This window comes from Eggerthella lenta DSM 2243, from assembly GCF_000024265.1.
Lineage (GTDB): Bacteria > Actinomycetota > Coriobacteriia > Coriobacteriales > Eggerthellaceae > Eggerthella > Eggerthella lenta.
This window is the reverse complement of sequence record NC_013204.1, coordinates 838,645-863,203: the sequence shown is the minus strand read 5'-3', so window position 1 is coordinate 863,203 and position 24,559 is coordinate 838,645. Positions and strand designations below refer to the sequence as shown.

Genomic DNA, 24,559 nt, shown 5'->3' with positions numbered 1-24,559 from the left:
TCGAAGAGGAAGGCAGTCGGTTGGTTGCAGAATGCAGCCAACTGAAAACGCAGTCTGCGGAAGACAATAGTTCTACCGCACCGACGCCGGCACCACCGAGCAGGTACTGCGCCTCGTCCGGTCCATCCCCTCGCCCAAGGCCGAGCCGTTCAAGCTGTGGCTCGCACAGGTCGGCAAAGAGCGCATCGACGAAATGTTCGACCCCGAGCTCGCCATCGAACGCGCCATCGAGTACTACCGCCGCAAAGGCTACACCGAGGACTGGATCAGCCAGCGCCTGTTCTCCATTCGCGTGAGGAAGAACCTGACGTTCGAATGGCGAGAACGCGGCGTGAAAACCAATTCCGAATACGCCATCCTGACCAACGACATATATCGCGCCTGGTCGGACATGACCGCCCGCGAGTATAAAACCTTCAAAGGCCTCGCCAACGAAAGCCTGCGCGACAACATGAGCGACCTAGAGCTAGCTTTGAGCACGCTGGCGGAAGCCACCACGGCCGAGGTCGAGCGAGCGACCGACCCTGAAAGCCTCCCCGAGCATCGCGAGGTCGCACGCTCAGGCGGCGAGGTGGCGGGCATCGCGCGCAAAGCAGCCGAGAAGAAGATCGGCGGGCCCGTCATCACCTCGGCCACCGCGCCCGATTTCGGTCGCCTCATCATGGAAGTGATCGAGGTGCAGGCCATCGAGGAAGAGGGGGATGCGCTAAACGCCGATGCGGCCGAATAGGCGCGCACCCGATCGTGACGACGAGATGGAACCGGCTGTCGGCCTGGCCGTCGGTCGCTTGCATCTTGCTGCACTCGCATTCCCGCACCGCCTCTCGCGTGCTAGAATATCGGCAACAAAGAGCCAGTGCGAGCGCCCCTCCTCACGAGGCGGCCCATTGCGGAAACCGTGCCCTCGTTTCCCCTACCACGCCCGTAAGATCCTCTCAACCCAAGGGCAATGAGGAGGCGCGGTGGCTTCACCCTCGATATGCTTCGGATACGAAACCGCTTTGCAGATCCTGCGCACGACCGACCCGCGAGAGCGAACCCTTTTGCGCAGCGGAGCGCACACGATGCCGGATCGAGCGCCCAGCATGTGCGCCTTTCGGCAGGCCCTCGAATCGCTCGAAACGTTGCACCCATCCATGATGCTCGAACAACCTGTGCATCTTCTGGTGTCTCGCGTATCCCAATGCCGATCTACAAGCGCTTTCACGGTGCGCGCATGCAAAACGATCGTGCAGGGACGCCCGCTTCACCGACTTGGCAACGGCGCATACGTAAGCGCTGCACCCCTCGCCTTCGTGCATATAGCAGCTCAAGAGACCAGCATGATCGCACTGCTCGAACTCGGCTACGAACTGTGCGGCTCCTATCAAACCAGACGAACCGGCACATCATCCGCCTACCAGGTCGAACCCCTGTCATCGATTCACGCCCTTGCAGACTTCGCCACACGAAACCCGTCGCTTCGCGGCGCAACCAAAGCCGCGAAAACCTTGCGCTACCTTGCCGACAACTCGGCCTCCCCGCGCGAGACCAAGAAAGCCATTCTCCTCGGCCTGCCCATGATGTACGGCGGATACGGGCTGGGCATTCCCCGCATGAACTACGAGGTGAAAGCCAACCCGGCTGCACGAGCGCTTACGGGCAAATCGTGTTTCCGGTGCGATCTATGCTGGCCGGAAGCGAAGCTCGATGTCGAATACCAAAGCCGGGAATCGCACTCCGGGGAAGAAAAGCGCATCGAGGACTCCCGAAGGACGAACGCCCTCGCTTCCATGGGCTGGACCGTCGTCTCCGTCACCAATGACGAGCTGGACAGCCTAGTCGCCACCGATGCGATCGCGGACAGGATCCGCAAGCATCTCGGAAAACGATCGCAGGTGCGCGTGGCAAACTACCACTCGAGGAAGCTGAAACTCCGCAGACAGCTCGGCCTCCCAATAGGGTACGACTGACTTTCGATGCATCTTCCAGGCTGTGATTCGCACAAAAAACCGCGACGTTTGATTCCTTGAAGAAAGCCGAGGGAGCGCCGATCGAGGGATCTCGACAAAACCGCAGGTGGGAAACTCGAGCCCGGAACCCGTCCGAGATGCGAAGCCCTCCGTCCCGCTCGAACGGCCCTTTCACCATCGAACGTCGCCACTTTTTGTGCAATCCGGCGCGAATTTTGCGCATTGGCCGCCGGCAGCGGGTAGTGAAACACGGACAAGAAAGCGGCCCGGCGGGACACGGCGGCCCGGAGGGGCGGCGGGTCAGCGGGGACGCGGCGGGCCGGAGGGATTCGGCGGGCCGGGGAGCGCGGCGAGCCGGTGCGATGCGACGCCGGGGGGGGGTCGCGGCGGGCCGGCTGGGCTTCGGACGCACGGGCGCAGGGCACGAGGCGGCCGCGCAAAAGGGAAGGGCCCGCTGCCGAACATGCGGCAGCGGGCCCTTCGGGCTTCGGAGGCGCTTTACGCCGTGATGACCGTGCCCGTCTTGCCCTCGAGGCCCGCGGCGGCGCACTCGAGGCTGGTGATGAGGGCCTTGCCCTCAGGGTAGGCGCGGACGTACTCGATGCAGGCCTCGACCTTGGGGAGCATGGAGCCGGGGGCGAACTGGCCCTGGGCGATGTACTCCTCGGCCTCGGCGACCGTCATCGTGGAGATCTCCTCCTGCTCCGGCTTGCCGAAGTTGATGCAGACCTTCTCGACGGCCGTGAGGATGACCAGCATGTCGGCGCCGAAGTCGGCGGCCAACTTGGCCGAGGAGCGGTCCTTGTCGATGACCGCCGGGACGCCCTCGTACAGGCCCTCCTTCTCGAACACCGGCACCCCGCCGCCGCCCGTGGACACCACGATGTAGCCAGCGTCCATGAGGTCCTTCACCGCGTCGAACTCCACGATGCGCACCGGCTTCGGGGAGGCGACGACCTGGCGCCAGCCGCGGCCCGCGTCCTCCTTGAAGGTCCAGCCGGTCTCGGCGGCCTTGGCCTTGGCCTCCTCCTCGGAGAGGAAGGCGCCGACGGGCTTGGTGGGGTTCTGGAACGCCGGGTCGGCCGGGTCTACCACGGTCTGCGTCACGACGCAGGCCGTCAAGCGGTCGATGCCGCGCAGCTTCATGTCGTTCAGGATGGCCTGGGACAGCTGGTAGCCGATGTAGCCCTGGCTCATGGCGCCGGCCTCGGGGAACGGCATCTCGGGCGTCTTGCCGTCGTTGGCGGACGCGTACGCGAACGCGTTGTTGATCATGCCGACCTGCGGGCCGTTGCCGTGGGACACGATGACGTTGGTGCCCTCCTCGACCATGTCGACGATGTTCTTGGCGGTGTCCTTCACCAGCTGGAGCTGCTCCTGGGGCGTGTTGCCCAGGGCGTTGCCGCCCAGCGCGATGACGACGGACTTACCTTCACCCTTCTGATAAGGCATGCGATGCTCTCTTTCTCTCGGGCGCGCCCAACGCGCGCCGCAGGGACGGGAGGTGAGGAAAAAGCGGAGCGGCCCCTGGCGAAAGGACCGCTCCGTGGCCCGCCGACCTCCGCCGGTGCGCACCGGTTGGCCGGAGGACGGATGGGGCCTTCTGGAAAATGCCTTGATGAAAAAGCCGGGGTTGCCACGGCCGGAGACTGTCAGGCAGAGGATAATCAATCGCAGAACGCTCGCGGCACCGGCGGGACGATCCGCCCCGCCGGCCGCGAGGTCGCCGGAACAGCCTACTTGCCGGCCGGCTCCTGCTGGGTGATGCAGTGGATGTTGCCGCCGCCGAAGACCACCTGGTCGGTCTTCACGCCCACGGCCTTGTACGCGCCCTCGCCCCACGCCTCGTCGAACGCAGCCTGGATCTGCTGGACGGCCAGCGCGTCGTTCTCGTCGCCGTACTGCGGCACGATGACGCCGCCGTTGACGATGAGGAAGTTCATGTACGACGCGATCAGCGGCTCATCGGCCACGCGCGGCTCGGCGTACTCCTCGGTGTCGATGGAGTCGCAGGACGCCTGGTCCATGTACAGCGGCTTCACGGGCATGCAGAGCTTGGTCACCTCGAGCTTGCGGCCCTTGGCGTCCACGGCGTTGGACAGCGTCTCGTAAGCGGCATGACACTCGTTGTAGAACGGGTAGTCCGGGTCGTCGGACCAGATGCACAGCACCTTGCCGGGAGCGACGATCTGGGCGACATCGTCGATGTGGCCGTTCGTCTCCTCGGGGTCGATGCCGTCCTTGACCCAGATGACCTTCTCCACGCCCAGGTACTTCTTCAGCTGCTCGTCGCAGTACGCGCGCAGCTCCTCGGACCAGGGCTCGTAGTCGGTCACGGACGCGTTGCGGCCGGGATCGAGCAGGCACATGTCGGTGGTGATGACCGTGCCCTCGCCGTCCACGTGGATGGAGCCGCCCTCGAGGATGAAGCTTTCGGGGCGATAGCGACGGCAGCCGCTCATCTCGGCCATCTTGAGGGCGATCTGCTCGTCTTTGTCCCACGGGAAGTACAGGCCGTTCTCGAAGCCGCCGTAGGCGTTGAAGTGCCAATGCACGGCGCGCTTGTCGCCCTCGTCGTTGACCACCCAGGTGGCGCCGGTGTCGCGCACCCACGCGTCGTCGGTGGTCATCTCGACGACGGTGACGTTCTCGTCGTCCTCGAACACGGCCTTGGCGTTGGCGTAGTCCACCTGGTTCACGCACATGGTGACGGGCTCGAACTCGGCGATAGCGCGCGCCACGTCGGCGTACTGCTTCTGAGCCGGCTTCGCGCCCCAGGCCCACGTGTCGGTGCGGTGCGGCCACGCCATCCAGATGCGGGTCTGCGGCTCGAACTCGCCGGGCATGCGGTAGCCGTCGGCCTTCGGGGTGGAAACGCTCTCGTGAATCGTCTTCATAATGCACACCTTTCTGTTTTGGTTTGCAGTACTTGCTTCAAGCGTTGTTTGTTACTCTGCTGGCGCCGCGCCGGATCCTTCCCTAAAGGACTAGCTTCGCGTCGCGACTCCGCTCAGGATGACAGCCGGGATGACGACCTGCGCGGCGCCAGCTTGGTTCTTGCTTACGCGACCGGCACCGCTTCGGGTTCCGCGTCGCCCTTCGCCTCGGGGGCCTCGGCCTCGTCGGCGGCCTCTTCGGCGGCTTCCTCAGCCAAGCGCTCGGCGGCCAAGGCGGGCGTCAGGCCCTTGTACTCTTCCGTGCGGCCGCGCTTCGACCAGATGCGCACCACTTCGCCCAGCACCACGAACACGATGACGCCGATGAGCATGGGGATCTTCGAAAGCTCTTCCTCCGAGCCGTTCAGCGGCACGATGGTGGCGATAATGGCCAGCACCAGCTCGATGGCGGGAATGGCCAGCATCACGTACATGAGCTTGCCCTTGAAGGGGAACGTGAACACGCGCTTGCGGTTCGGGTCCACCTTGCGCATCTTCAAAAACGCCGGGAACATCGGAATGTAGCTGATCAGCAGGAACACGACGTTCATCGAGAACAGCATCCAGAAGATGCCCTCGGAGATGGCCGGAATCGGGATCAGCTGCAGCATGAGGGCCAGCGAAGCCACCACGCCGTTCACGATAGCCGCGCCGGTGGGCATCTCGGTCTTCGCGTTCTCATGCGAGAACACCTTTGGCATGTTGCCGTGCTTGGCGGCGTAGTCGGCCACGAAGTTCACGCCGAACGACCAGGAGGCCATGTTCGCGAACAGGGTGACCAGGAAGATGATGCAGATGAGCATGAAGATGGGAGACGCCTCGCCCACCATGGTCATCACGGCGTAGATCATGCCGAAGTCCGGGTCGATCTGGTCGGCCGGGATGGCCGCGCCGATGCCGAACGAGCAGAACAGGTAGATGGCGCCGATGGCCAGGCCGCCCAGCACGATGGCCTTGGGGATGTCCTTCGAGGGGTTCTTCATGGCGCCGGCGAAGGTGCAGATGACCTCGAAGCCCATGAAGTTGAACAGGATGATGGACAAGTACGTCAGCGCGTTGGTGTTGGTGAGGTCGGGCATGAACGTGGCCGGCGACATGTCGCTGGCGAAGCCGTTGTTCACGGCGTACCAGATGCCGAGGCCGCCCACGGACACCGCGATGAGCACCTTGAGGACGGCGCCTCCGTTGAGGATCCAAGCGGAGTCCGACACCTTCGAGAAGCTCATGAACACGACGATCCACACGAACGCCAGCTCGATGAGCAGCACGGGAGCCAGCTCGAACTCCACGCCGAACACCATCCCCAGGATGTCGGGGAACAGCGTGGCCAGAGAGGCGATCCACAGCGGGAAGTTGATCCAGTAGTACCACGCCACGCGGCTGCCCCAGCGGTCGCCGAACGCCTCGCGGATCCAGTCGTACAGGCCGCCGTCGGAATCGTAGGTGGTTCCCAGCTCGGCGACGACCATGCCGTAGGGAAGCAGAAACGTGATGATGAGGAAGATCCACCAGAAGAACTGCTGGTTGCCGATGGCGGCAGCGGGGGCGGCGGCCTCGGCCACGAACACCACGCAGATCACGGACAGAATAACGCTGATGAATGAGAACTTCTTGACTTTATTACCCATTGGTTGTCCCCTTTCAGGGGTTCAGCCCCACCGGGCCGCGTCAGCTAACGTCGCGGGCCCGGCCCGGTGGAGCGTTCGATCAGTGCAGGCATCCTGGAGAAGGCCGTCCCCCTCCAGGATGCGCAATCCCCAACTAGGCGATCTTGTTGAGCACCGCGTTCATGCGAGCCTCGGCGGCGTCGGCGGCGTCGGCATCCTCCTTCGTCTTCGGGCAGAGGTAGGCCAGGATGGCACGGATGGAGTGCTTGCGGTTCTCGGCCTCGACCCAGCACAGGCTGCGCTCGGGATGGTCCATGACCTCGTCGGTCACTTCCTCGCCGCGGGTGGCCGGCAGGCAGTGCATGAACTTGGAGTCCGGGCCGGCGAAGTCCATCATCTCCATGGTCACCTGGTACTTGGGATAGAAGACGTCCATGTAGCTCTCGCCGCCCTCTTCCTCGTCGTACAGGCCGTACCACACGTCGGTGTAGACGAAGTCGGCGCCCTTGATGCACTCGATGTCGTCGGACACGGTGACGGTGCCGCCGGACACCTTGCAGTTCTCCTCGGCGATGGCCATGATGTCCACGTCGGAGTCGACCACGAGGCCGCCGTCGGTCACCTGCTTGCCCTTGGGGCCGAAGTGCACGAAGTCCATGCCCATCTTCGAGGCGATGAACATGAGGGAGACGCACACCTGCGTGGCGTCGCCGATGAAGGCGAGCTTGCAGTCCTCGATCTTCTTGCCCTCGGGCAGGTTCTCGATCATGGTCAAGAGGTCGCCCAGCTCCTGCGTGGGATGGTTGAAGTCGGACATGCCGTTGATGACCGGCGCGGCGGAGTGCTTCGCCAGGTTCACCACGTCGGGATGGCGGTTCACGCGGGCCATGAGGATGTCGACGAGCGAGCCCATGACGCGGGCGGTGTCCTCGAGGGTCTCGTGGCCGCCGAGCTGGATGGTGCCCGGGCCGAAGAACTGCGCATGGCCGCCCAGGTCGGTCATGGCCGTCTCGAAGGAGATGCGGGTGCGGGTGGACACCTGCTGGAAGATCATGCCGAGCGTCTGGTTCTTGAGGATCAGCGGGTAGCGGCCGCCCTCCTTGATCATAGCCTTCATGGACTGCGCCAGCTCGATCATGTCGAGCAGCTCTTCCTTGGTGAAGTCGTTGGTGTCGATGTAGTCCTTCACTGCCATGGTTCCTCCTATGGAATCGGTGGTCCGCGACATGCCGTCGGCAGCCGCATCTCTTGGCGCCCACTATGCGACCGGCACCCCGCGTTGTGAAGGAATAATGAAGATTATTTTCACGAAAAGAAATCTATAACCGAAATAATCCCCCGTAACCCATCCTCTGAACAGGCACTATAGTCTCAGTTTACAAAAGCTCTACAACCCCGATACGACTCGCTAAACCCACGAGGTAGAATGGCCGCATGAAGAACGGCCGACCCGCAAACGGGAAAGCGAGGGGGACTAAACCTTGGAGATCGCCTTCTACTTCTACACGATCCTCGTCATGCTCGTCTGTATCGCGGCGGGAACGATCTCCCTTTCCGCGTACTTCGTCTGCCGTAAACGAAGCCATCTGTACATGGTGGCGTTCTTCCTGTTCTACTTCCTCGATCTGGCGCTCATTTTCCAGAACGAATACCTCGGACAGAACACCGAGTTCCCCCTCGAAGTGTTCTACGCCATCGACCAGCCGGCCCTGAGGATATTCTTCGCCCTCGGCATCTTGGAAGCCCTGTGGCTGATCGCCTTGGATTTCCTCGGCGAGAAACGGATGTCGATGCGCATCGCTCCAGCCGTGGGCTTCGTCGTGCTCAGCACCGTCGTGATCGTCGCCCTGCCCGAAGGGCAGTACAAGCAATGGCTGTTCTACAGCATGCGCCAGGTGTTCCTGCTGTGGTGCCTCGGCTACGTGCTCATGCGCTACCGCACCACCAAAAGCGAGATCGAGAAGACGAGACTGCGCCGTCACGAGCCTTTGTTCCTGATCACGTTGGTGCTGACCATGTGCATCATCCTGGAAGACACGTTCATGATGCTAGTGTGGGACCCCACGTCGGTCTCTATGCTGCCCCTCTACATATCCGAGCGCAACTTCTCCGAGAACTTCCTCATGCTGGCGTTCGCGTTCTTCAGCCTGCGCGAAGCCGGAGCCACGTTGCGGCTGCGGTTCAAGGAGCCGCCCGCATCCGAGAACCCCGAGGTGCGACGGCAGATCGACGACCTGCTGCCCGCGTACTGCGAACGCCACGGCATGACCGCACGCGAGCGGGAGATCCTCGCCCTCGTGCTGCAGGGCAAGGACAATCAGAACATCGCGAGCGAGCTGCAGCTGGCGCTGGGAACCGTGAAGGCGCACGTGCACAACATCTTGAAGAAGACCGACCACGCAAGCCGCCAGGATCTCACGCGCGACTTCTGGAAAGAGTGAGACAAAGGGACAGGGTCAATGACTCATCCATCTTTTTTCGCCATCCTGAGGCATCTGTTCCCAGCCAACGCGCCGCTATCGGTTCGCCGCGCATGAACCCACTGCGCGGCGAACCGCAGCAGAATCGGCCCGTTGCGGACAAAAACCCCCGACGTGCGGATTTCGAGACCATTGGCAAACACCTTCGGGACGCCCATCGGAGCCCTTAGCCGCGCGCTGCAACAAACCCATGATCCTGACCAGGCACTTTTCGAACCGTTTAGATCCGTGAAGGACGGCGACGAAAACCAGGGTCCGCACGTCGCGGATTTTTGTCCCCAAACGCCTCACGTGGCGCGCTAATCCCATATAATCCCGCGCTCCCTCGAAACGCGACCGGTATAATCCCCCGCTCGCGTCGGCTTCGCGATAAGGTCGTCACGACGAAAACCGCCACCAGGCTCAAGGAGGCCGACGGCAATGGACGAGCTGCTCATCGAACCCGAACCCACCGAACGCGAGCTGCGCACCGCTCCCATCAAGCCGCTGTTCGCCCGCTACGCCGCCATCACGTTCGCCGGTATGCTGGCGCAGATGGTGATGGTGGTGCTGGAGGGCCTCATCATCGGCAACGGCCTGGGGCCGCTCGGCCTGGCCGCCGTCACCGTCATCCTTCCGCTGGAGCTGCTGAACTTGGCGCTGGGCGGGGCGCTGGGCATGGGTACCGCCGCCGCAGCCGGCCAGCGCCTGGGCAGCGGCGACACGGCGGGCGCGCAGAAGGTGTTCAACCAGGGGTTCTGGCTGGCCGCCTACCTGCTGGTGGCGCTTTCCGCGGCCATCGCCCTGTTCGCGCCGCAGATAGCCACGATGCTGGGCGCCACGCCCGACATCCACGACGACGTGACGGCGTTCATCCGCCTGCTCATGTGCTTCTACCCGTTCTGCACGCTGGGACAGCTGCTGTGCTCGCTGTTGCGCACCGACGAGAAGCCTTCGCTGGCCTCGGCGCTTGCCGTCATCGCCTCCGCCACGTCGCTGCTATGGCTGTATCTGTGCGTGTACGTGCTCGACCTGGGCTTCGCCGCCGCGGGCGCGTACTACGGCATGAGCACGGGGCTGTGGTTCCTCGCCATTCTGTACTTCCAGCTCAACAAGCAGTCCACCTTCAAGCTGACGTTCGGAGGCATGAAGCTGGATCCTGCGATATGCCGCGCGATCCTCTGGCAGGGCTTGCCGCTGTTCCTGGTGCAGGCAGCCAGCCTCGTGTACACCATCGCGATCAACAACTATCTGGGATCGCTGGGCGGCGATGCCGACCTCGCCGCGTTCGCCGTGATCAACGGCTACGTCGTCTACCTCCTGGACATCCTGTGCCTCAGCGCAACCTACGGCCTGCAGCCCATCGCCAGCTTCAACTGCGGCGCGCGCCGCTTCGACCGCCTGAGCGAGCTGGTGAAGGTCAGCCTGGGCGGAACGCTTGCCGTGCTGGCCGTCGTGTGCGGGCTGGTCATCGCGTTCGCTGAGCCCATTTCGGCTTTCTTCATCGGCGACGATCCCCAGCTGATCGAGCTGACCGCCTCGCACTTCCTGCCGCTGCTGGCGTGCGCGCCGTTCGGGTTCCTGGCGCAGGTGGCCTCGGCGTACTTCCAGGCCGTGGGACAGGAGCGCATCTCCATTCTGCTGGGAGTGTGCCGCTACCTGCTGTTCGCCATCCCCATGATCGTGGTGCTGGCGGCCGTCGAGGGCCTGACCGGCGTCTGGTGGTCGCAGCCCCCCGCCGATCTCATGGCCGCCGCCCTGGCCGTGGCGCTGGCCGCGCGGGAATGCGGGAAGCTGAGGCGGGCGGGGGCAGCGCAAACAAAACCCGCACCCGAATCCGAACCGCTGCTCGAAGCGGAGTAAGAACCTCTCACGATGCGGGCGTCGTCTCGCCTTCGGCGCCCGCATCGTACACAATGTCGAGCACCTCCTGACGAGAGCTTACGCCCATGTTGAGCCGCTCCCGCTTGTCACGATTAGCATCGGTTTGTTGGGTTGCGGCTTGAACGTGGGGTGCCTGTTTTTGGCACAAATTTACGGGTAGGGGAATTTGGTTCGGATTGTGGACGATTTCGACCTGAGGTTTCTTGTTTTTCACCCCTATCGTACATGCGAAACAGCGCCGAATCGCTCCCCTACCCGTTATTTTGTGCCAGAATTTCGACTCGCGCCTTCACGATGGAGAAGCGCGTGGCCCGCGCGTCGACGGGCCGCACGCTTTCGGCGCTTACGCCACGATCAGGGTGCCGGACTCGCCCTCGATGGCTTCGGCGGCGTTCTCGAGGCTGGTGATGATGGCCTTGCCCTCGGGGTAGGCTTGCAGGTACGCGATGCAGGCCTCCACCTTCGGCAGCATGGAGCCGGGAGCGAACTGGCCTTCCTCGATATACTGCGCGGCCTCGGCCACGGTCAGCACGTCGAGGTCCTGCTGGTCCGGCGTGTTGAAGTTGATGGCCACCTTCGGCACCGCGGTGAGGATGACCAGCATGTCGGCCTTGAAGTCGGCCGCCAGCTTGGCGCTGGAGCGGTCTTTGTCGATGACGGCCGGCACGCCGCGATACCCGCCGTCCTCCTCGACGACGGGCACGCCGCCGCCTCCTGTGGACACCACGAGGTAGCCGTCGTCCACGAGATCCTTGATGGCATCGAACTCCACGATGCGCACCGGCGCGGGAGAAGCCACCACCTGGCGCCAGCCGCGGCCGGCGTCCTCCTTGAACGTGGCGCCCGTCTCGTTCGCAAGACGCACGGCCTCGTCTTCAGTAAGAAACGCGCCCACGGGCTTCGTGGGATCCTGGAACGCGGGGTCGTTCGCGTCGACCACCGTCTGGGTAATGAGCGCCACCGACGAGCGCATGATGTCGCGACGCTTGAGCTCGTTCAGGATGGCCTGGGACAGCTGGTAGCCGATGTATCCCTGGCTCATGGCGCCGCACTCGGGCAGCGGCATGGCCGGCGTCTTGCCGTCATGGGCGTTCGCGTAGTCGAACGCGTTTTGGATCATGCCGACCTGCGGCCCGTTGCCATGGGACACGACGACGTTCACGCCCTCGCCCACCATGTCGACGATGTGCGAGGCGGTGTTCTTCACCAGCTCGAGCTGCTCTTGCGGCGTGTTGCCCAAGGCGTTGCCGCCGAGGGCGATGACCACGGTCTGGCCGGGTCCTTTCTGATAGGACATGGGAAATCCTTTCTGATTGGGGCTTCGGACTTTACACGCCAGCCGGCTGCTGCTGGGTGATGCAGTGGATGTTGCCGCCGCCGTACACCACTTCGCGCGTGGGCACGCCCACGACTTCGCGTTCGGGGAACATCTGCTGCACCTGCTGCAACGCCATCTCGTCGTATTCGTCGTCGTACTGGGGCACCAGCACGAAATCGTTGCCGATGAGGAAGTTCATGTACGAGGCGATGCACACGTCCTCGGTGGTGCGCGGGATGGTGCCCTCCACCACGTCGATGGCGTCCACTTCCTCCTGCGTCATGTAGACCGGCTCCTTCGGCATGGTCAGCTTGTGCACCTTGAGCGCCCGCCCCTTGGCGTCGGTGGCGTTCGACAGCGTCTCGTAGGCGGCGTGCGCGGCTTCGTAGAACGGGTTGTCCTCGTCGTCGGTCCAGATGCAGGCCACCTCGCCCGGGCGCACGAAGCAGGCCACGTCGTCGATGTGCCCGTTCGTCTCCTCGGGGTCTATGCCGTCCTTGATCCAGATCACCTTGTCGACGCCCAGGTACTCGCACAGGTAGTTCTCGATTTGCTCCTTCGAGAGCTCGGGGTTGCGCCCCTCGGACAAGAGGCACATCTCCGTGGTCATCACGGTGCCTTCGCCGTCCACGTGGATGGAGCCGCCCTCCAGCACGAACGAGTCCGGGCGGTAGCGGTCCACGCCGGCGAGGTCGGCCACCTTCAGGCCCACGAGCGCGTCCTGGTCCCACGGGAAGTACAGGCCGTCCACCAGCCCGCCCCATGCGTTGAAGTGCCAGTGCACCGCGCGCACGTCGCCGTCGTCGTTCACCACGAACGTGGGGCCGCAGTCGCGGATCCACGAGTCGTCGCTAGTCATCTCCACAACCAGGATGTTCTCCTCGCCCGCCAGCACGTAGTGCGCGGCGGCGTAGTCCTCGGGGTTCACGCCCACGATGACCGGCTCGAACTGGGCGATGCCGCGCGCCACGTCGGCGTACGCCTTCTGCGCGGGCTTCGCGCCGTCGCGCCAGTTGTCGGGACGATGCGGCCACAGCATCCAGATGCACTCCTGCGGCTCGAATTCGCCGGGCATGCGGTAGCCGTCTTTCTTCGGGGTCGATTCGTTCTCGTAAATCGTATCCATAGGTACGTCCTTTCGGGGTTGGTTGTCATCCTTGATGAAAACCGAGCTGAAGCGCCATCCGGGTTGTCATCCTGAGCGAAGCGCGTCAGCGCGCAGTCGAAGGATCCCGTTTGGCGGCAGCAGGAAGGTTTACGGCTGGCGCCGCACGGGATCCTTCGACTCCGGCGGCTTCGCCGCCTACGCTCAGGATGACATCGGCTACGCTCCGCTCAGGATGACAGGGGTCGCTTTACACCAGATCGCGCGGTTCGCGGCCGATGAGCAGGTCCTCTTCCACGGCGATCTTCTCGGATTCGGGCATCTCCTCGTAGCCGTGCGCCACGTCGAACTCGAACGGATCGCCGCTCGAGCCCATGCCGCCGTAATCGTCCTTGCGCCCGCGCGCCGACCAGATGCGCACGATCTCGCCCAGGATGACGAACGCGATCACGCCGATGAGCATGGGAATCTTGCCCATCTCGTCGGGCGAGCCGTTCAGCGGCACGATGGTGGCGATGATGGCCAGCACCAGCAGGATCACCGGCACCCACGCCACCACCAGCGCCACGCCGTGGCCGCCCGGCACCTTGAACACGCGGTTCGCCGCAGGGTCGATTTTGCGCAGCTTCAAAAACGCGGGGAACATGGGAATGTAGCTGATCAGTAGGAACACGATGTTCATGGAGAAGAAGATCCAGAAGAAGCTGTCGAAGCCCGCCAGCTCCATCACGGGCGACAGCAGCACCAGCACGCTGGCCACCACGCCGTTGACGATGGCGGCACCGGTGGGCATCTGGTTCTTCTTGCTCTCGTGCGCGAACACCTTCGGCATGTTCTTCTTGCGCGCCGCGTGCTCGGCCACGAAGTTCACGCCGAACGACCAGCTGACCATGTTGCCGAACAACGTGATGAGGAACACGATGCCCACCACGATGAACAGCACGCTGCCCACGCCCGCCATGATGCCCACGGCGTCCATGATGCCGGAGTCCAGCGAGATGTCCATGGCCGGGATGGCGGCGCCGATGCCGAACGAGCTGAACAGGTACAGCGCCGCGATGGCGATGCCGCCCGCGATGATGGCGCGGGGAATCTGCTTGTTCGGGTTCTCCATCGAGCCCACGTACGTGGTGATGACCTCGAAGCCCATGAAGTTGAACAGGATGATGGACAAGTACGTCAGGCTGTTCGAGTCGAGCGCCGGCAGGAACGTCTCGGGCGCCATGTCGTTCGCGAAGCCGAAGTTCACGGCGTACCAAATGCCGAGGCCGCCCACCACCAGCGCGATGCCCACCTTGAGCACGGCGGCCAGGTTGAGGATCCACGCCGAGTCCGACACCTTCGAGAAGCTGAGGAACACGACGATCCAGATGAACGCCAGCTCGATGGCCAGCGAGGGCACCAGCCCTATTTCCATGCCGGTGATCATCGAGATGGTCTCGGGGAACAGGAAAGCGAGCGACGCCATCCACAGCGGGAAGTTGATCCAGTAGTACCAGCTCACGCGGCTGCCCCACTTGTCGCCGAACGCGCGGCGAACCCAGTCGTACAGGCCGCCCTCGTCGTCGTAGGTGGTGCCCAGCTCGCTGACCACCAAGCCGTACGGCAGCAGAAACGCGATGATGAGGAAGATCCACCAGAAGAACTGCGAGTTGCCGATGGCGGCCGCAGGAGCCGCCGCCTCGGCCACGAACACGACGGTGATGACCGACAGGATCGCATCGACCAACCGGAATTTCTTATTCTTTGCCATAAGGAGCCTCTTTCAAATCAGTCGGACCCTTACTTGATCGCTTGCTTGCCGAGGCCTTCCAGCAGGTAGTTCAGCTGGTCGTGGGCTTCTCCGGCTTCGGTCTGGTCGGTTTCGGCCTGCTTGCAGAAGTACGCCAGCAAGCCGCGGATGGAGTGCTTGCGGTTCTCGGCCTCGTCCCAGCAGATGGACTGCGAGCCGTCGATCACCGCGTCGGTCACTTCCTCGCCGCGCGAGGCGGGCAGGCAGTGCATGAACTTGGCGTCCGGGGCAGCCATGGCCATAAGCTCCTCGGTGACCTGGTACGTCGGGTAGAAGATGGCCATGCGCTCGTCCTTCGACAGCTCCTTGTCGTACAGGCCGTACCACACGTCGGTGTACACGAAGTCGGCGTCCTTCATGGCCTCCTCGCGGTTGTCGGTGACGCTGACGCTGCCGCCCGACACCTCGCAGTTCTTACGACCGATCTCCAGCAGGTCCTCGCGAATCTGATGGCCCTCGGGGCCGTACTGCACGAAGGTCATGCCCATCTTCGAGGTGATGAACATCTCCGACACGCACACCTGGGTGGCATCGCCCACGAACACCATCTTGCAGTTCTCGATGCGCTTGCCCTCGGGCAGATGCTCGATCATGGTGAGGAGGTCGCCCATCTCCTGGGTGGGATGGTTGTAGTCGGACATGCCGTTGATCACGGGGATCGTCGCGTACTTCGCCAGCTCGACGAGGTCCTCGTGGCGGTCGACGCGCGCTTCGAGAACGTCCAGCAGGCGGCTCATGACGCGGGCCGAGTCCTCGATGGTCTCGTGACCGCCCAGCTGGATGGTGCCGGGCGCGTAGAACTGGCCCGTGCCGCCGAGGTCGGCCATGGCGCCCTCGAACGACAGGCGCGTGCGGGTGGACACCTGCTGGAAGATCATGCCCAGCGTCTTATGTTTCAGCAGCTCGGGGTAGTACCCGGCCTTCACGCAGCGCTTGAGCACGCGCGACAGCTCGATCATGTCGAGCAGCTGGTCCTTCGTGAAATCGTTGGTATCGAGAAAATCCTTGACGGTCATCGAAAAGCCTCCTTCGAAAGCGAACTGAACGGGCAGCCCGTCGTCGCGGCAGCGCCAGCGCGATGCGGCGAAGACAAACCGGCGCGACCGGATTGCAGTACGGCCGCGCCTTGCCCTCAGTTGTAACCCGAATCGCCGAAGCGCTCGACAAGGCTTGCGGGTCGTGCGAGAATCGAAGACGAACCGAAACCGAATCGCAAAAGGATGCCCTATGAACCTGCCCGGACTCGTCACCGTTCAACCCGACCGAACCGAGGAGCTCGATGCGCTCGCCCGCATGGTGGGCACGTGCTTCCTCGAGGAGATGTGGTACGTCACCTGGCTCGAAGCGCTCGACGAGCTGGGCATCGGACGCGATCGCAAGCTGGAGATCACGCGCGCCGTCATCCGGTCGGACTACGAGGTCACCGCACCGTACCAGTGCGTGTACGCGCTGCCCGACCGAGCGGGGGCCGCGAACGTCTACCTGCGCAGCGAGCTGGGCGACGTCGACTGGACCGAGCTCGAGGAGGAATCGGGCGCGCTTCTGGCCGAGGTGCTCACCGACGAAGAGATCGACGTGCTGGGACCGCGCATCGAGGCGATGGACCCCATCTCCTCCACGAGCTGGCCGCTCGAGCGTGCGGCGGCCGACGAGGATTTCATCTACTTCATCTCGGCCGGCGTGGATCCCGAGAAGCGCGGCAGCGGAGCATTCCGCCGTCTGTTCACGCCGTTTCTGGAATACGCCGACGAGCACGGGCTGGCCTGCTACCTCGATTGCTACACCGAACGGCTCGAGCAGCTGTACGGCCACTTCGGCTTCGAGACGGTGGAGCGCCGCAGCATCGACGCCTTCCCCATCGAAGAGCGCCTGATGGTCCGCCGGGCGCGGTAGGCGCGAGCGAAGGAGAGTTCCTGGTGAAGTCGAGCGAGATAGCGAAGCTGGCGGGGGTGTCGGTGCGCACGCTGCGCCATTATCACGCCATCGACCTGCTGCCCGAGCCGCCGCGCGGCGAGAACGGCTACCGCGACTACGGCGCAGGGGACCTCGTGCGCCTGCTGCGCATCAAGCGGCTGTCGTCGCTAGGGTTCTCGCTGTCGCGCATTTCGGAGGTGCTCGACGAAATGGACGCTCATCTGGCCGAAGCAGCCGGCCCGAACGCCGACGAGGCGCTCGATGAGCTCGACCGCGAACTGGCGCTGCAGATCGAGCGTCTGCAGGAGCAACGCCGCACCATCGCCCTGCTGAAGCGCGAGCAGTTGGACCCCGACTTGCCGGTGCGGTTCGCCCGCGCGGCCAAGGCGCTATTTGCTGCAGAACACTTTAATGACGGGGAGCGCCAGGCGATGCTCATCATGGGGCACCTCTATGACGAAGGGGAGGTCGCCGAGCTCGAGCGAGTGACTGCAGCACTCAGCGAGAAGGGACTCATCGATAAGATACGGGCTCTCCAAGCGCGTTACGACGAACTGCGCCCCGATGCAACGACGGAGGACATAGATCGCCTTGTCAAGGAGTCGCTTGAACTGCTTGACCCCGTTATGGACTGCTTCGAGCCGGTCAACTGGGAGGATGAGGCCGACTTCGAGAATTCAACCGCATGGAGCCCTATACAAGAGCTCCTCCGCAAAGACCTTTCGCCCACAGAGATTGTTGCCGAAGATCGCATCATGGAAGAGCTGAAGGCGCGCATCCTTGAGCGAATCCCCTCCATATCTTCGTCACAGGACGCTTGACCCCGACGCAGCGTCGTAGTTTTTACTCCTTTCTAGCAACGATTGTCATCCTGAGCGAAGCGCCGCAGGCGCGCAGTCGAAGGAACTCGCCAGAAAGGATCCCCCTCATGTTCGGCCGCACCTCCATCCGTTTCCTCGTATCGAACGCGCTTTCCCTGCTGGGAAACTCCATCGCAGCCGTCGCGCTTCCGCTCATCTTGCTGGCTACCACCGGCGATGCGCTGGCCGCCGGCACGCTGGCGCTCATCTGCGCCGTCCCCCAGATGGCCATCGGCATCGTGGGCGGTGCGGCGCTCGACCGCTTCAACCGCCGCACCATATCCATCGCCTCCGACCTCGTATCCGCCGCCAGCGTCGCGCTCATCCCCGTGGTGGACATGGTATGGGGGCTGAACTTCTGGTGGTTCGTCGCACTGGGCCTGCTGGGAGCCGTGGGCGACATCCCCGGCATGACCGCGCGCGACGCGCTGCTGCCAGCCGTCACCAAACACGACGACGTGGACCTCCAACGGTTCATGGGGTTGTCGCAGTCGCTCGATTCGCTGGTCACCATCGTAGGGCCCGCGTTGGCGGCGCTGTCCATCGGCCTGGTCGGCGGCGTGCCGTCGCTGTGGTTCACGGCCGCCCTCTCGTTCTCGGCAGCGCTTGCCACCGCCACCATCCCGCGCCGCGTGGGCGCGGTGCGATCGGGTGCCCCTGCGAACGAAGGCGACGCGACCGCGCAGCGGGGCGTCGTGCCATCGGCCGTTGGCGCGCTGCGCACCGGCATCCGCGTGCTGTTCCGCACCGACGGCGTGCTGACGGTCTCCACCCTGCTCACGTTCGGCATCGTCATGGTCATGGGATCGTTCCAGGGCCTCGTCCTGCCCGTGTTCTTCACGGACAGCGGCCGTCCCGAGCTGCTGGGCTACGTGCTGTCGACCATGTCGCTGGGCCTGCTGGCAAGCTCGCTCGCCTATGCCGTGTTCGCTCCGCGTCTGTCGCGTCGGACATGGTACGTGCTGTCGATGTTCGGCATGCTGTTGGGCGTGGCTATTCTGGGCGCGTTGCCTCCCTATCCGTTCATGCTGCTGGGCGCGCTCGTGCTGGGCGTGAGCGCCGGACCCGCGTCGGCGCTGCTGGGCTTCTTCATGCTCGATCGCATTCCCGAAGCGTCGCGCGGCAGCGCGCTGGGCACGCAGAACTCGCTTCTGCTGGCGGCGGCGCCCGTTGCCGTGTTCGCCACCTCGGTAGGCGTCAGCGCACTGGGCACCTCGGTGGCCGCCGTCGTGCTCGTAGGCTGCTGGATGGCCATCACGGCCTTCGCCCTGGTCGCGCGCGGCATGCGCAACCTCGACGACGCCGCGCCCGACCTGAAGCGGGAGGAGGGCGCCCTCGAGGAGGCGCGACTCGATTCGTAAGCGTCCTCCTCGCCATTTCAGCCCGATTGCGTGCAAGTCGCACCTTTCCAACGGCCGTGCAGCCGCCCGAACGGCACCCGCTTCTCGCTCCTATCATAGCGGGAAAAACCACTCGGGCGCAGCGCGTCCGGCACGAAAGGAGCGCCATCATGGCACAAACCGCATTGGTCACCGGCGCGACGAGCGGCATCGGAGAGGCCCTCTGCCTGCTGTTCGCCAGCGACGACTTCGATCTGGTCACCGTCGCACGCGACAAGGAGGCTCTGGAAAAGCAAGCCGACGAGCTGCGCAGGCTCGACATCGATGTGCTTCCCATCGCCTGCGACCTCTCCGACCCCGACGCTGCGCGCACCATCTTCAAGCGCGTCCAGGAGGCGGGCAAGGAGATCGAGATCCTCGTCAACGACGCGGGCTACAGCCCCGCCGGCCAGTTCTCCGACCTGCCCATCGCCGACATCCGCTCGATGATCCAGGTCAGCGTCACCAGCCTCGCCGAGCTGACCAGCGTGTTCCTGCATCCCATGCTGGAGCGCGGCCACGGCCGCATCCTCAACATGAGCTCGATGATGGCGAAAACGCCGTGCCCCTACAACGCGCTGTACGGCGCGGCGAAGGTGTTCGTGCTGTCGTTCTCAACCGCGCTGGCGCGCGAGCTCAAGCACACCGGCGTGTCGGTGACCACCGTCTGCCCCGGCGCCACGCGCACGAACTTCCCGAAGAACGCCGGCATCGAGGACGCGCCCGCGTGGAAGTACTTCTCCATGGATACCGACGAGACGGCCATCCGCGTGTACCGCGCGCTCATGCGCGGCGAGCGCTGCGCCGTGACGGGCTGGTACAACAAAGTGGGTTCGATCTCGGTGCGGCTCATGCCCATGGGCATGCAGCTGCTGGCCGGCGAGTGGCTGATGGGCGCGCGCAAGCATCCGCTCGACCACGAGGGAACCGAAGAGGGCTCGCACGAGGAGCATCCGCACGGCCGGAAGCAGGGTCAAGCCGGGACGCAGGCCTGCGGATGCGGCCATGCGCACGATCACGGGGCCGGTCACGAAGACGGGCATCCTCGCGGACGCGAGGACGATCAGGCTCGGAGGCACGACCACCATCAGCACGGCCAGCGCGAACACGGCGGCATGGGCGGCACCGCGCCTGTCTGCCGCATCAGCTGGGATCGCTGGTAGTTCCTTTCAGAAGCGGCCGGGGCAGGCTTGCTCCGGCCGCTTCCGCTTCACGGCCGTTGCCAGGCGGTGGAGCCTATCTCGCCCAGACGGAAATCCGACCCGTCGTAGGAAATGCGCGTGACGCTGGCGTTCGGTATCTTCACCGGATCGTTCACGCGCTCCGGGTCGATGAGGTACACGAGCGTGCGCACGACGAACGAATGCGTCACCACCAGCACGTTGCCGCCGCCGCGCTTCAGCCCATCATCGCCGGCCTCGCGGAAGAACCCGCGCAGGCGCCGCTCGATGGCATCGAAGCGCTCGGCGCGGCCGGAGCAATCCGCATCCGCCAGCACGTCGGCCACCTCGGGCAGCCGCCGATTGTGCTCCTCGAACGACAGCGGCGCGCCGAACCCCGCGTCGAGCGTGGCGTGCAGCAGCTCTCCCGGCTCGCCCTCGAGGTCGCCGTAGCACCATTCGCGCAAACGCATGTCATCGTAGGGACCGAACGGCACCTTGCTCCCCCGCGCGCGCAGCAGCTCGTCGAGCGTATGCACGGCACGGCCGCTGTCGCTCGAGTACGCCGCGGAGAAGTCCACTTCGGCCAGCCCGCGGCCCAGCGACTGCGCGGCGCGCACGCCCTCGTCCGTGAGCGGCGTGTCGCACCAGCCCTGCACCTTGCCCATGACGTTGAACAGCGTCTGCCCGTGACGCACGACGTAGAACGTCATCTCGCCGGAACGGCGCTCCCCCGCCTCCATCAGACGACCTTGCAGACGTCGACCCAGGTGCAGGGCGCGGCGCAGCGTTCCAGCTCGTCGGGCGTCAGGCGCACGGCGCTCGCGGCGTTGCCCGCCGCCGGATACACGGTGTCGAAGCGCCGCAGTGATTCGTCGAGGAACACGTCCACACCTTCGTTGAGCGCGAACGGGCACACGCCGCCCACGCCGTGGCCTATCAGCGGCTCGGCCTCGTCGGCGGCGAGCATCTTCGCCTTGCAACCGAACCGCGCCTTGTACTTGGGGTTGTCGATGCGCGCATCTCCCGCGGCCACCACGAGCGCGACGCGGTCGCCCACGTGGAACGACAGCGTCTTCGCGATGCGCGCCGGCTCGCAGCCCACGGCCTGCGCGGCAAGCTCGACGGTGGCGCTCGACGTCTCGAACTCCAGCACGCGCTCCTCCATGCCCCGCTCGCGCAGAAACGCCTTCACCTTGTCGATAGCCATCGTCGCCTCGCTTTCCGGATAGGTTGCAGCTTCCAGTATAGCGCCGCATCCCGAATCGAAGAAGCCGACGACCGGATACCGCGATCCCAGTTCGGAAGCAGGCTGGGCGATGTCATCCTGAGCGGAGCTACCCCTACTCCCCCTCGAACTTCGCTAGGAACGCCTGGGTGCGCTGGTGCTGGGGGTTGTTGATCAGCTGCTCGGCCGGGCCTTCCTCCACGATAACGCCGCCGTCCATGAACACGATATGGTCGGCCACGTCGCGCGCGAAGTTCATCTCGTGCGTCACGATGACCATCGTCATGTTCTCGGCCGCCAGATCGCGGATGACCTTCAGCACGTCCTTCGTCAGCTCGGGGTCGAGCGCGCTCGTGGGCTCGTCGAAGAACAGCACGTCGGGGTCGAGCGCGAGCGCGCGGGCGATGGCCACGCGCTGCTGCTGGCCGCCCGACAGCTCGCAGGGCACCATGTCTTCTTTGCCCGCGAGGCCCATCTTCGCCAGCAGGCCGCGCGCCGCCGCCAGCACCTCGTCCTTCGGGCGCTTCTGCACGTGGAGGGGCGCGTCGGTGATGTTCTTCAGCACCGAGTAGTGCGGGAACAGGTTGAAGTTCTGGAACACCAGGCCGAAGCGGGTCTTCGCTTCCTTGAGCACGGCCTTTGGCGCATAGGCCGCCGCGCCCGCGCCGTCGCTTTCGGCAACCACAAGGTCGCCGTAGGCCAAGCGCCCCGCGTCGAGCGTCTCCAGCAGCGTCATGCAGCGCAGCAGCGTCGACTTGCCGCCGCCCGACGGCCCGATGACGGCCACCACCTCGCCCGGCTGCACCTTGAGCGAGATGTCCTTGAGCACCGGCGTCCCGCCGAAGCTTTTCTGCGCATGCTCGAGCAGCACGACGGGTTGTTCGTTGGTCATGACATGTGCTCCTTCCAGGTTTGCCAAAGTCAGCGAGGCTTTCTGCAGCGTCGAGCCGTTCCGCTGTTCGCCAGAACAGCGGAACCTATCAATCATGGTAGTAGTTCAGCCGCTTCTCGACGCGGGTGAGGATGATTTCCACGATAAAGTTGAACACCCAGTAGATCACGCCCGCGATGACGTAGGGAAGCATGCTCACCTGCGAGGCGGCGATGGCCTTCGCCTGGCTGAACATCTCCATGATGCCCAGCACGAACGCGAGCGAGGTGTCCTTCACCAGCGTGATGATCTCGTTGCTCATGGCGGGCAGGATGCGCTTTACCACCTGGGGCAGCACGATCTTCATGAACGTCTGGAACCGCGAGTAGCCCAGCACCTCGGCCGCCTCGTACTGCCCGCGCGGGATAGACTGGATGCCGCCGCGGTAGATCTCGCCGAAGTAGGCCGCATAGTTGATGATGAAGCCGATGGAGCACGCCCAGTACTTCCAATCGTTGCCCATCTGCAGGCCGAACAGGTAGTACGGGCCGAACATGAGCGCCATGAGCTGCAGCATGAGGGGCGTGCCGCGCATCACCGAGATGTAGAAGCGCGTAACGAGCGCGACCGGCTTGAACCGGCTCATGCGCCCGAACGCCACCAGCACGCCCAACGGCAGCGAGCCGATGAGCGTGGTGACGAATATCTGCAACGTGAACGCCAAGCCCGAGAGCAGAAGCTCCATCATGGTCGCGAATTCCATGTTCGGCCTTTCTCAAACATAACAGGTTCAGTAACGTCAGCGAGGGCCGTTCCCGTGCCGAAGATTCGGGGGATCGCGGAGGCGAAGCGTACTGCGGTACGCGAGCTTCCGGGATCGCGCGAAGATTCGGTGCGCGAACGGCCCGCAGCGTCGAGCAGGTCCGCCGGCCGTCAGGCCGGCGGAACCTTACAGCACCCAGTTGTCGTAGGTGATGCCCTGGTCGGCGTACTTGTCGCACAGCTGCTTGACGGTGCCGTCCTCGTCAAGCGCCTTGAGGGCGTCGGTCACCTGCTTGGCCAGCTCGGTGTCGCCCTTCTTGAAGCCCACCGCGTAGTTCTCGGGAGCCAGCACGCCCAGCTTCACGTACGTGTCGGGCTTGGCCGCCATCTGGTAGCTGGCGATGGACAGGTCGCACGCAACGGCGTCCACCATGCCGGACTCAAGCTGCATGAACGCGTTGTTGTAGTCGCCGATGGTCTGCAGCTCCTTGAACGTGTCGGCCAGCGCCTTCTGACCCTTCTCGTCCTCCAGCACGTGCAGCGCCGCCGAATCGACCTGCGTCAGCACCGTCTTGCCGGCCAGATCCTCAAGCTTCTTCGCGTCGCTGTCCTTCTTCACGACCACCACCTGCTCGTTGTACATGTACGGCTCAGAGAACGTGTAGTCGTTCTCGCGGTTCTCCATGGTGAAGCCGTTCCAGATGCAGTTGATGGTGCCGCTGCCGATGAGCGCGTCCTTCGCGTCCCAGTCGATAGGCTCGAGCTTCAGCTCCCAGCCCATCTTCTCGCACACGGCCTTGGCAAGCTCCAGGTCGAAGCCGGTGAACTGGCCGTCGTCGCCCACGTAGCCGTACGGCGGATACCCCTGGTCGAAACCCACCGCCAGCGTGAACGAGCCGTCCGTGGCCGCGCTGTCGGCGCTCTGCGCATCTCCGCCGCCGGAGCAACCGGCCAGCATCACCGCAGACAGCGCCAACGTGGCGACAGCCGCCGCGAGCGCTACGAGTTTCTTCTTCATCGCATCTCCCATCATCCTCAAGTCCGGCCGATGCGCTCCCTTCCCTGGTGGCGCCTTCGCTTCGGCCGCTTTTCTACTTTACTGTACTAAAGCGCGGGGACAGTATAGCACAGCCGCCGAAAAGCGGAACCCCCTGCAATCGGGAACCGGCGACGGACGGCGCAAGCGGAGCGAGCGCGAGCCGACGGCTGCCCCGAAGCGCAAGCGCCACGACGGACATCACATCGAGGCGGCTCCAAGGTGCGGGCGCAATGGCGGCCCGGCTCGCCATTGCGCCCTGGCGCTTTCCGTATCGTCCCGCCTTTCCCCACGAA

22 protein-coding genes are annotated in these 24,559 nt (G+C 64.4%); 8 read left to right on the top strand and 14 right to left on the bottom strand.

Features of this window, described 5'->3' with window-relative positions; genetic code table 11:
- The first annotated feature begins 193 nt into the window (after positions 1 to 193).
- Complete coding sequence (locus ELEN_RS03415) at positions 194 to 730, top strand: hypothetical protein (RefSeq protein ID WP_035585906.1); 537 nt, start codon at positions 194 to 196, stop codon at positions 728 to 730.
- 592 nt (positions 731 to 1,322) lie between these two features.
- Positions 1,323 to 1,952: an endonuclease domain-containing protein gene (locus ELEN_RS16490; RefSeq protein ID WP_015760091.1), complete on the top strand. Its 630-nt coding sequence runs from the start codon at positions 1,323 to 1,325 to the stop codon at positions 1,950 to 1,952.
- A 498-nt stretch (positions 1,953 to 2,450) separates the two neighbouring features.
- Here ELEN_RS16490 and arcC (ELEN_RS03405) read toward each other — a convergent pair whose 3' ends face one another.
- The 4 genes from arcC (ELEN_RS03405) to ptcA (ELEN_RS03390) all read right to left on the bottom strand — a co-directional run bounded on the left by arcC (ELEN_RS03405) (position 2,451) and on the right by ptcA (ELEN_RS03390) (position 7,690).
- Complete coding sequence (gene arcC / locus ELEN_RS03405) at positions 2,451 to 3,404, bottom strand: carbamate kinase (RefSeq protein WP_015760090.1); 954 nt, start codon at positions 3,402 to 3,404, stop codon at positions 2,451 to 2,453.
- A 284-nt stretch (positions 3,405 to 3,688) separates the two neighbouring features.
- Positions 3,689 to 4,849: an agmatine deiminase gene (aguA, locus tag ELEN_RS03400; RefSeq protein ID WP_009306487.1), complete on the bottom strand. Its 1,161-nt coding sequence runs from the start codon at positions 4,847 to 4,849 to the stop codon at positions 3,689 to 3,691.
- Between the two features lie 164 nt (positions 4,850 to 5,013).
- Positions 5,014 to 6,516, bottom strand: coding sequence for an APC family permease (locus ELEN_RS03395; RefSeq protein ID WP_009306488.1), 1,503 nt, complete (start codon positions 6,514 to 6,516; stop codon positions 5,014 to 5,016).
- A gap of 133 nt (positions 6,517 to 6,649) precedes the next feature.
- Positions 6,650 to 7,690 carry a putrescine carbamoyltransferase gene (gene ptcA, locus ELEN_RS03390; protein ID WP_009306489.1) on the bottom strand — a complete coding sequence of 347 codons (1,041 nt, stop codon included), beginning with the start codon at positions 7,688 to 7,690 and terminating at the stop codon, positions 6,650 to 6,652.
- 286 nt (positions 7,691 to 7,976) lie between these two features.
- Between ptcA (ELEN_RS03390) and ELEN_RS03385 the strand changes: the two genes are divergently transcribed.
- Together ELEN_RS03385 and ELEN_RS03380 are read left to right on the top strand one after the other, a co-directional pair.
- Positions 7,977 to 8,936 (top strand): helix-turn-helix domain-containing protein, encoded by a 960-nt coding sequence (locus tag ELEN_RS03385; protein ID WP_009306490.1) that lies wholly within the window; start codon positions 7,977 to 7,979, stop codon positions 8,934 to 8,936.
- A 459-nt stretch (positions 8,937 to 9,395) separates the two neighbouring features.
- Complete coding sequence (locus ELEN_RS03380; protein WP_015760089.1) at positions 9,396 to 10,817, top strand: MATE family efflux transporter; 1,422 nt, start codon at positions 9,396 to 9,398, stop codon at positions 10,815 to 10,817.
- Positions 10,818 to 10,824: 7 nt separating this feature from the next.
- On the opposite strand, the gene ELEN_RS16125 is transcribed toward ELEN_RS03380, so the two are convergent.
- The 5 genes from ELEN_RS16125 to ptcA (ELEN_RS03360) form a co-directional block, all read right to left on the bottom strand.
- A complete protein-coding gene (locus ELEN_RS16125; protein ID WP_143924731.1) occupies positions 10,825 to 11,052 on the bottom strand; it encodes a hypothetical protein in 228 nt (75 codons plus the stop codon).
- Between the two features lie 129 nt (positions 11,053 to 11,181).
- Positions 11,182 to 12,135, bottom strand: coding sequence for a carbamate kinase (gene arcC / locus ELEN_RS03375; RefSeq protein WP_015760088.1), 954 nt, complete (start codon positions 12,133 to 12,135; stop codon positions 11,182 to 11,184).
- Between the two features lie 31 nt (positions 12,136 to 12,166).
- On the bottom strand, positions 12,167 to 13,282 hold the full coding sequence (gene aguA, locus ELEN_RS03370) for an agmatine deiminase (RefSeq protein WP_015760087.1): 1,116 nt from the start codon (positions 13,280 to 13,282) through the stop codon (positions 12,167 to 12,169).
- 229 nt (positions 13,283 to 13,511) lie between these two features.
- On the bottom strand, positions 13,512 to 15,014 hold the full coding sequence (locus tag ELEN_RS03365; protein ID WP_015760086.1) for an APC family permease: 1,503 nt from the start codon (positions 15,012 to 15,014) through the stop codon (positions 13,512 to 13,514).
- 29 nt (positions 15,015 to 15,043) lie between these two features.
- The gene (gene ptcA / locus ELEN_RS03360; protein WP_015760085.1) at positions 15,044 to 16,069 is read right to left on the bottom strand and encodes a putrescine carbamoyltransferase; all 1,026 of its coding nucleotides are present in this window, start codon (positions 16,067 to 16,069) and stop codon (positions 15,044 to 15,046) included.
- 211 nt (positions 16,070 to 16,280) lie between these two features.
- On the opposite strand from ptcA (ELEN_RS03360), the gene ELEN_RS03355 reads away from it, so the two are divergent.
- The 4 genes from ELEN_RS03355 to ELEN_RS03340 all read left to right on the top strand — a co-directional run bounded on the left by ELEN_RS03355 (position 16,281) and on the right by ELEN_RS03340 (position 20,369).
- Positions 16,281 to 16,946, top strand: coding sequence for a hypothetical protein (locus tag ELEN_RS03355; protein ID WP_015760084.1), 666 nt, complete (start codon positions 16,281 to 16,283; stop codon positions 16,944 to 16,946).
- Between the two features lie 23 nt (positions 16,947 to 16,969).
- Positions 16,970 to 17,788 (top strand): MerR family transcriptional regulator, encoded by an 819-nt coding sequence (locus ELEN_RS03350; protein ID WP_015760083.1) that lies wholly within the window; start codon positions 16,970 to 16,972, stop codon positions 17,786 to 17,788.
- A gap of 107 nt (positions 17,789 to 17,895) precedes the next feature.
- Positions 17,896 to 19,188, top strand: a complete 1,293-nt coding sequence (locus ELEN_RS03345; protein ID WP_009306501.1) for an MFS transporter — start codon at positions 17,896 to 17,898, stop codon at positions 19,186 to 19,188.
- Positions 19,189 to 19,337: 149 nt separating this feature from the next.
- Positions 19,338 to 20,369 carry an SDR family NAD(P)-dependent oxidoreductase gene (locus ELEN_RS03340; RefSeq protein ID WP_009306502.1) on the top strand — a complete coding sequence of 344 codons (1,032 nt, stop codon included), beginning with the start codon at positions 19,338 to 19,340 and terminating at the stop codon, positions 20,367 to 20,369.
- Positions 20,370 to 20,416: 47 nt separating this feature from the next.
- On the opposite strand, the gene ELEN_RS03335 is transcribed toward ELEN_RS03340, so the two are convergent.
- The 5 genes from ELEN_RS03335 to ELEN_RS03315 form a co-directional block, all read right to left on the bottom strand.
- The gene (locus ELEN_RS03335; RefSeq protein ID WP_015760082.1) at positions 20,417 to 21,109 is read right to left on the bottom strand and encodes a histidine phosphatase family protein; all 693 of its coding nucleotides are present in this window, start codon (positions 21,107 to 21,109) and stop codon (positions 20,417 to 20,419) included.
- On the bottom strand, positions 21,109 to 21,576 hold the full coding sequence (locus ELEN_RS03330) for a YbaK/EbsC family protein (RefSeq protein ID WP_009607847.1): 468 nt from the start codon (positions 21,574 to 21,576) through the stop codon (positions 21,109 to 21,111). The genes ELEN_RS03335 and ELEN_RS03330 overlap by 1 nt, the downstream gene beginning before the upstream one ends.
- Positions 21,577 to 21,709: 133 nt before the next feature.
- Positions 21,710 to 22,486, bottom strand: a complete 777-nt coding sequence (locus ELEN_RS03325; RefSeq protein WP_009306505.1) for an amino acid ABC transporter ATP-binding protein — start codon at positions 22,484 to 22,486, stop codon at positions 21,710 to 21,712.
- An 88-nt stretch (positions 22,487 to 22,574) separates the two neighbouring features.
- Complete coding sequence (locus ELEN_RS03320; protein WP_009306506.1) at positions 22,575 to 23,228, bottom strand: amino acid ABC transporter permease; 654 nt, start codon at positions 23,226 to 23,228, stop codon at positions 22,575 to 22,577.
- 186 nt (positions 23,229 to 23,414) lie between these two features.
- On the bottom strand, positions 23,415 to 24,245 hold the full coding sequence (locus ELEN_RS03315; RefSeq protein WP_015760081.1) for a transporter substrate-binding domain-containing protein: 831 nt from the start codon (positions 24,243 to 24,245) through the stop codon (positions 23,415 to 23,417).
- Between the last annotated feature and the right edge of the window lie 314 nt (positions 24,246 to 24,559).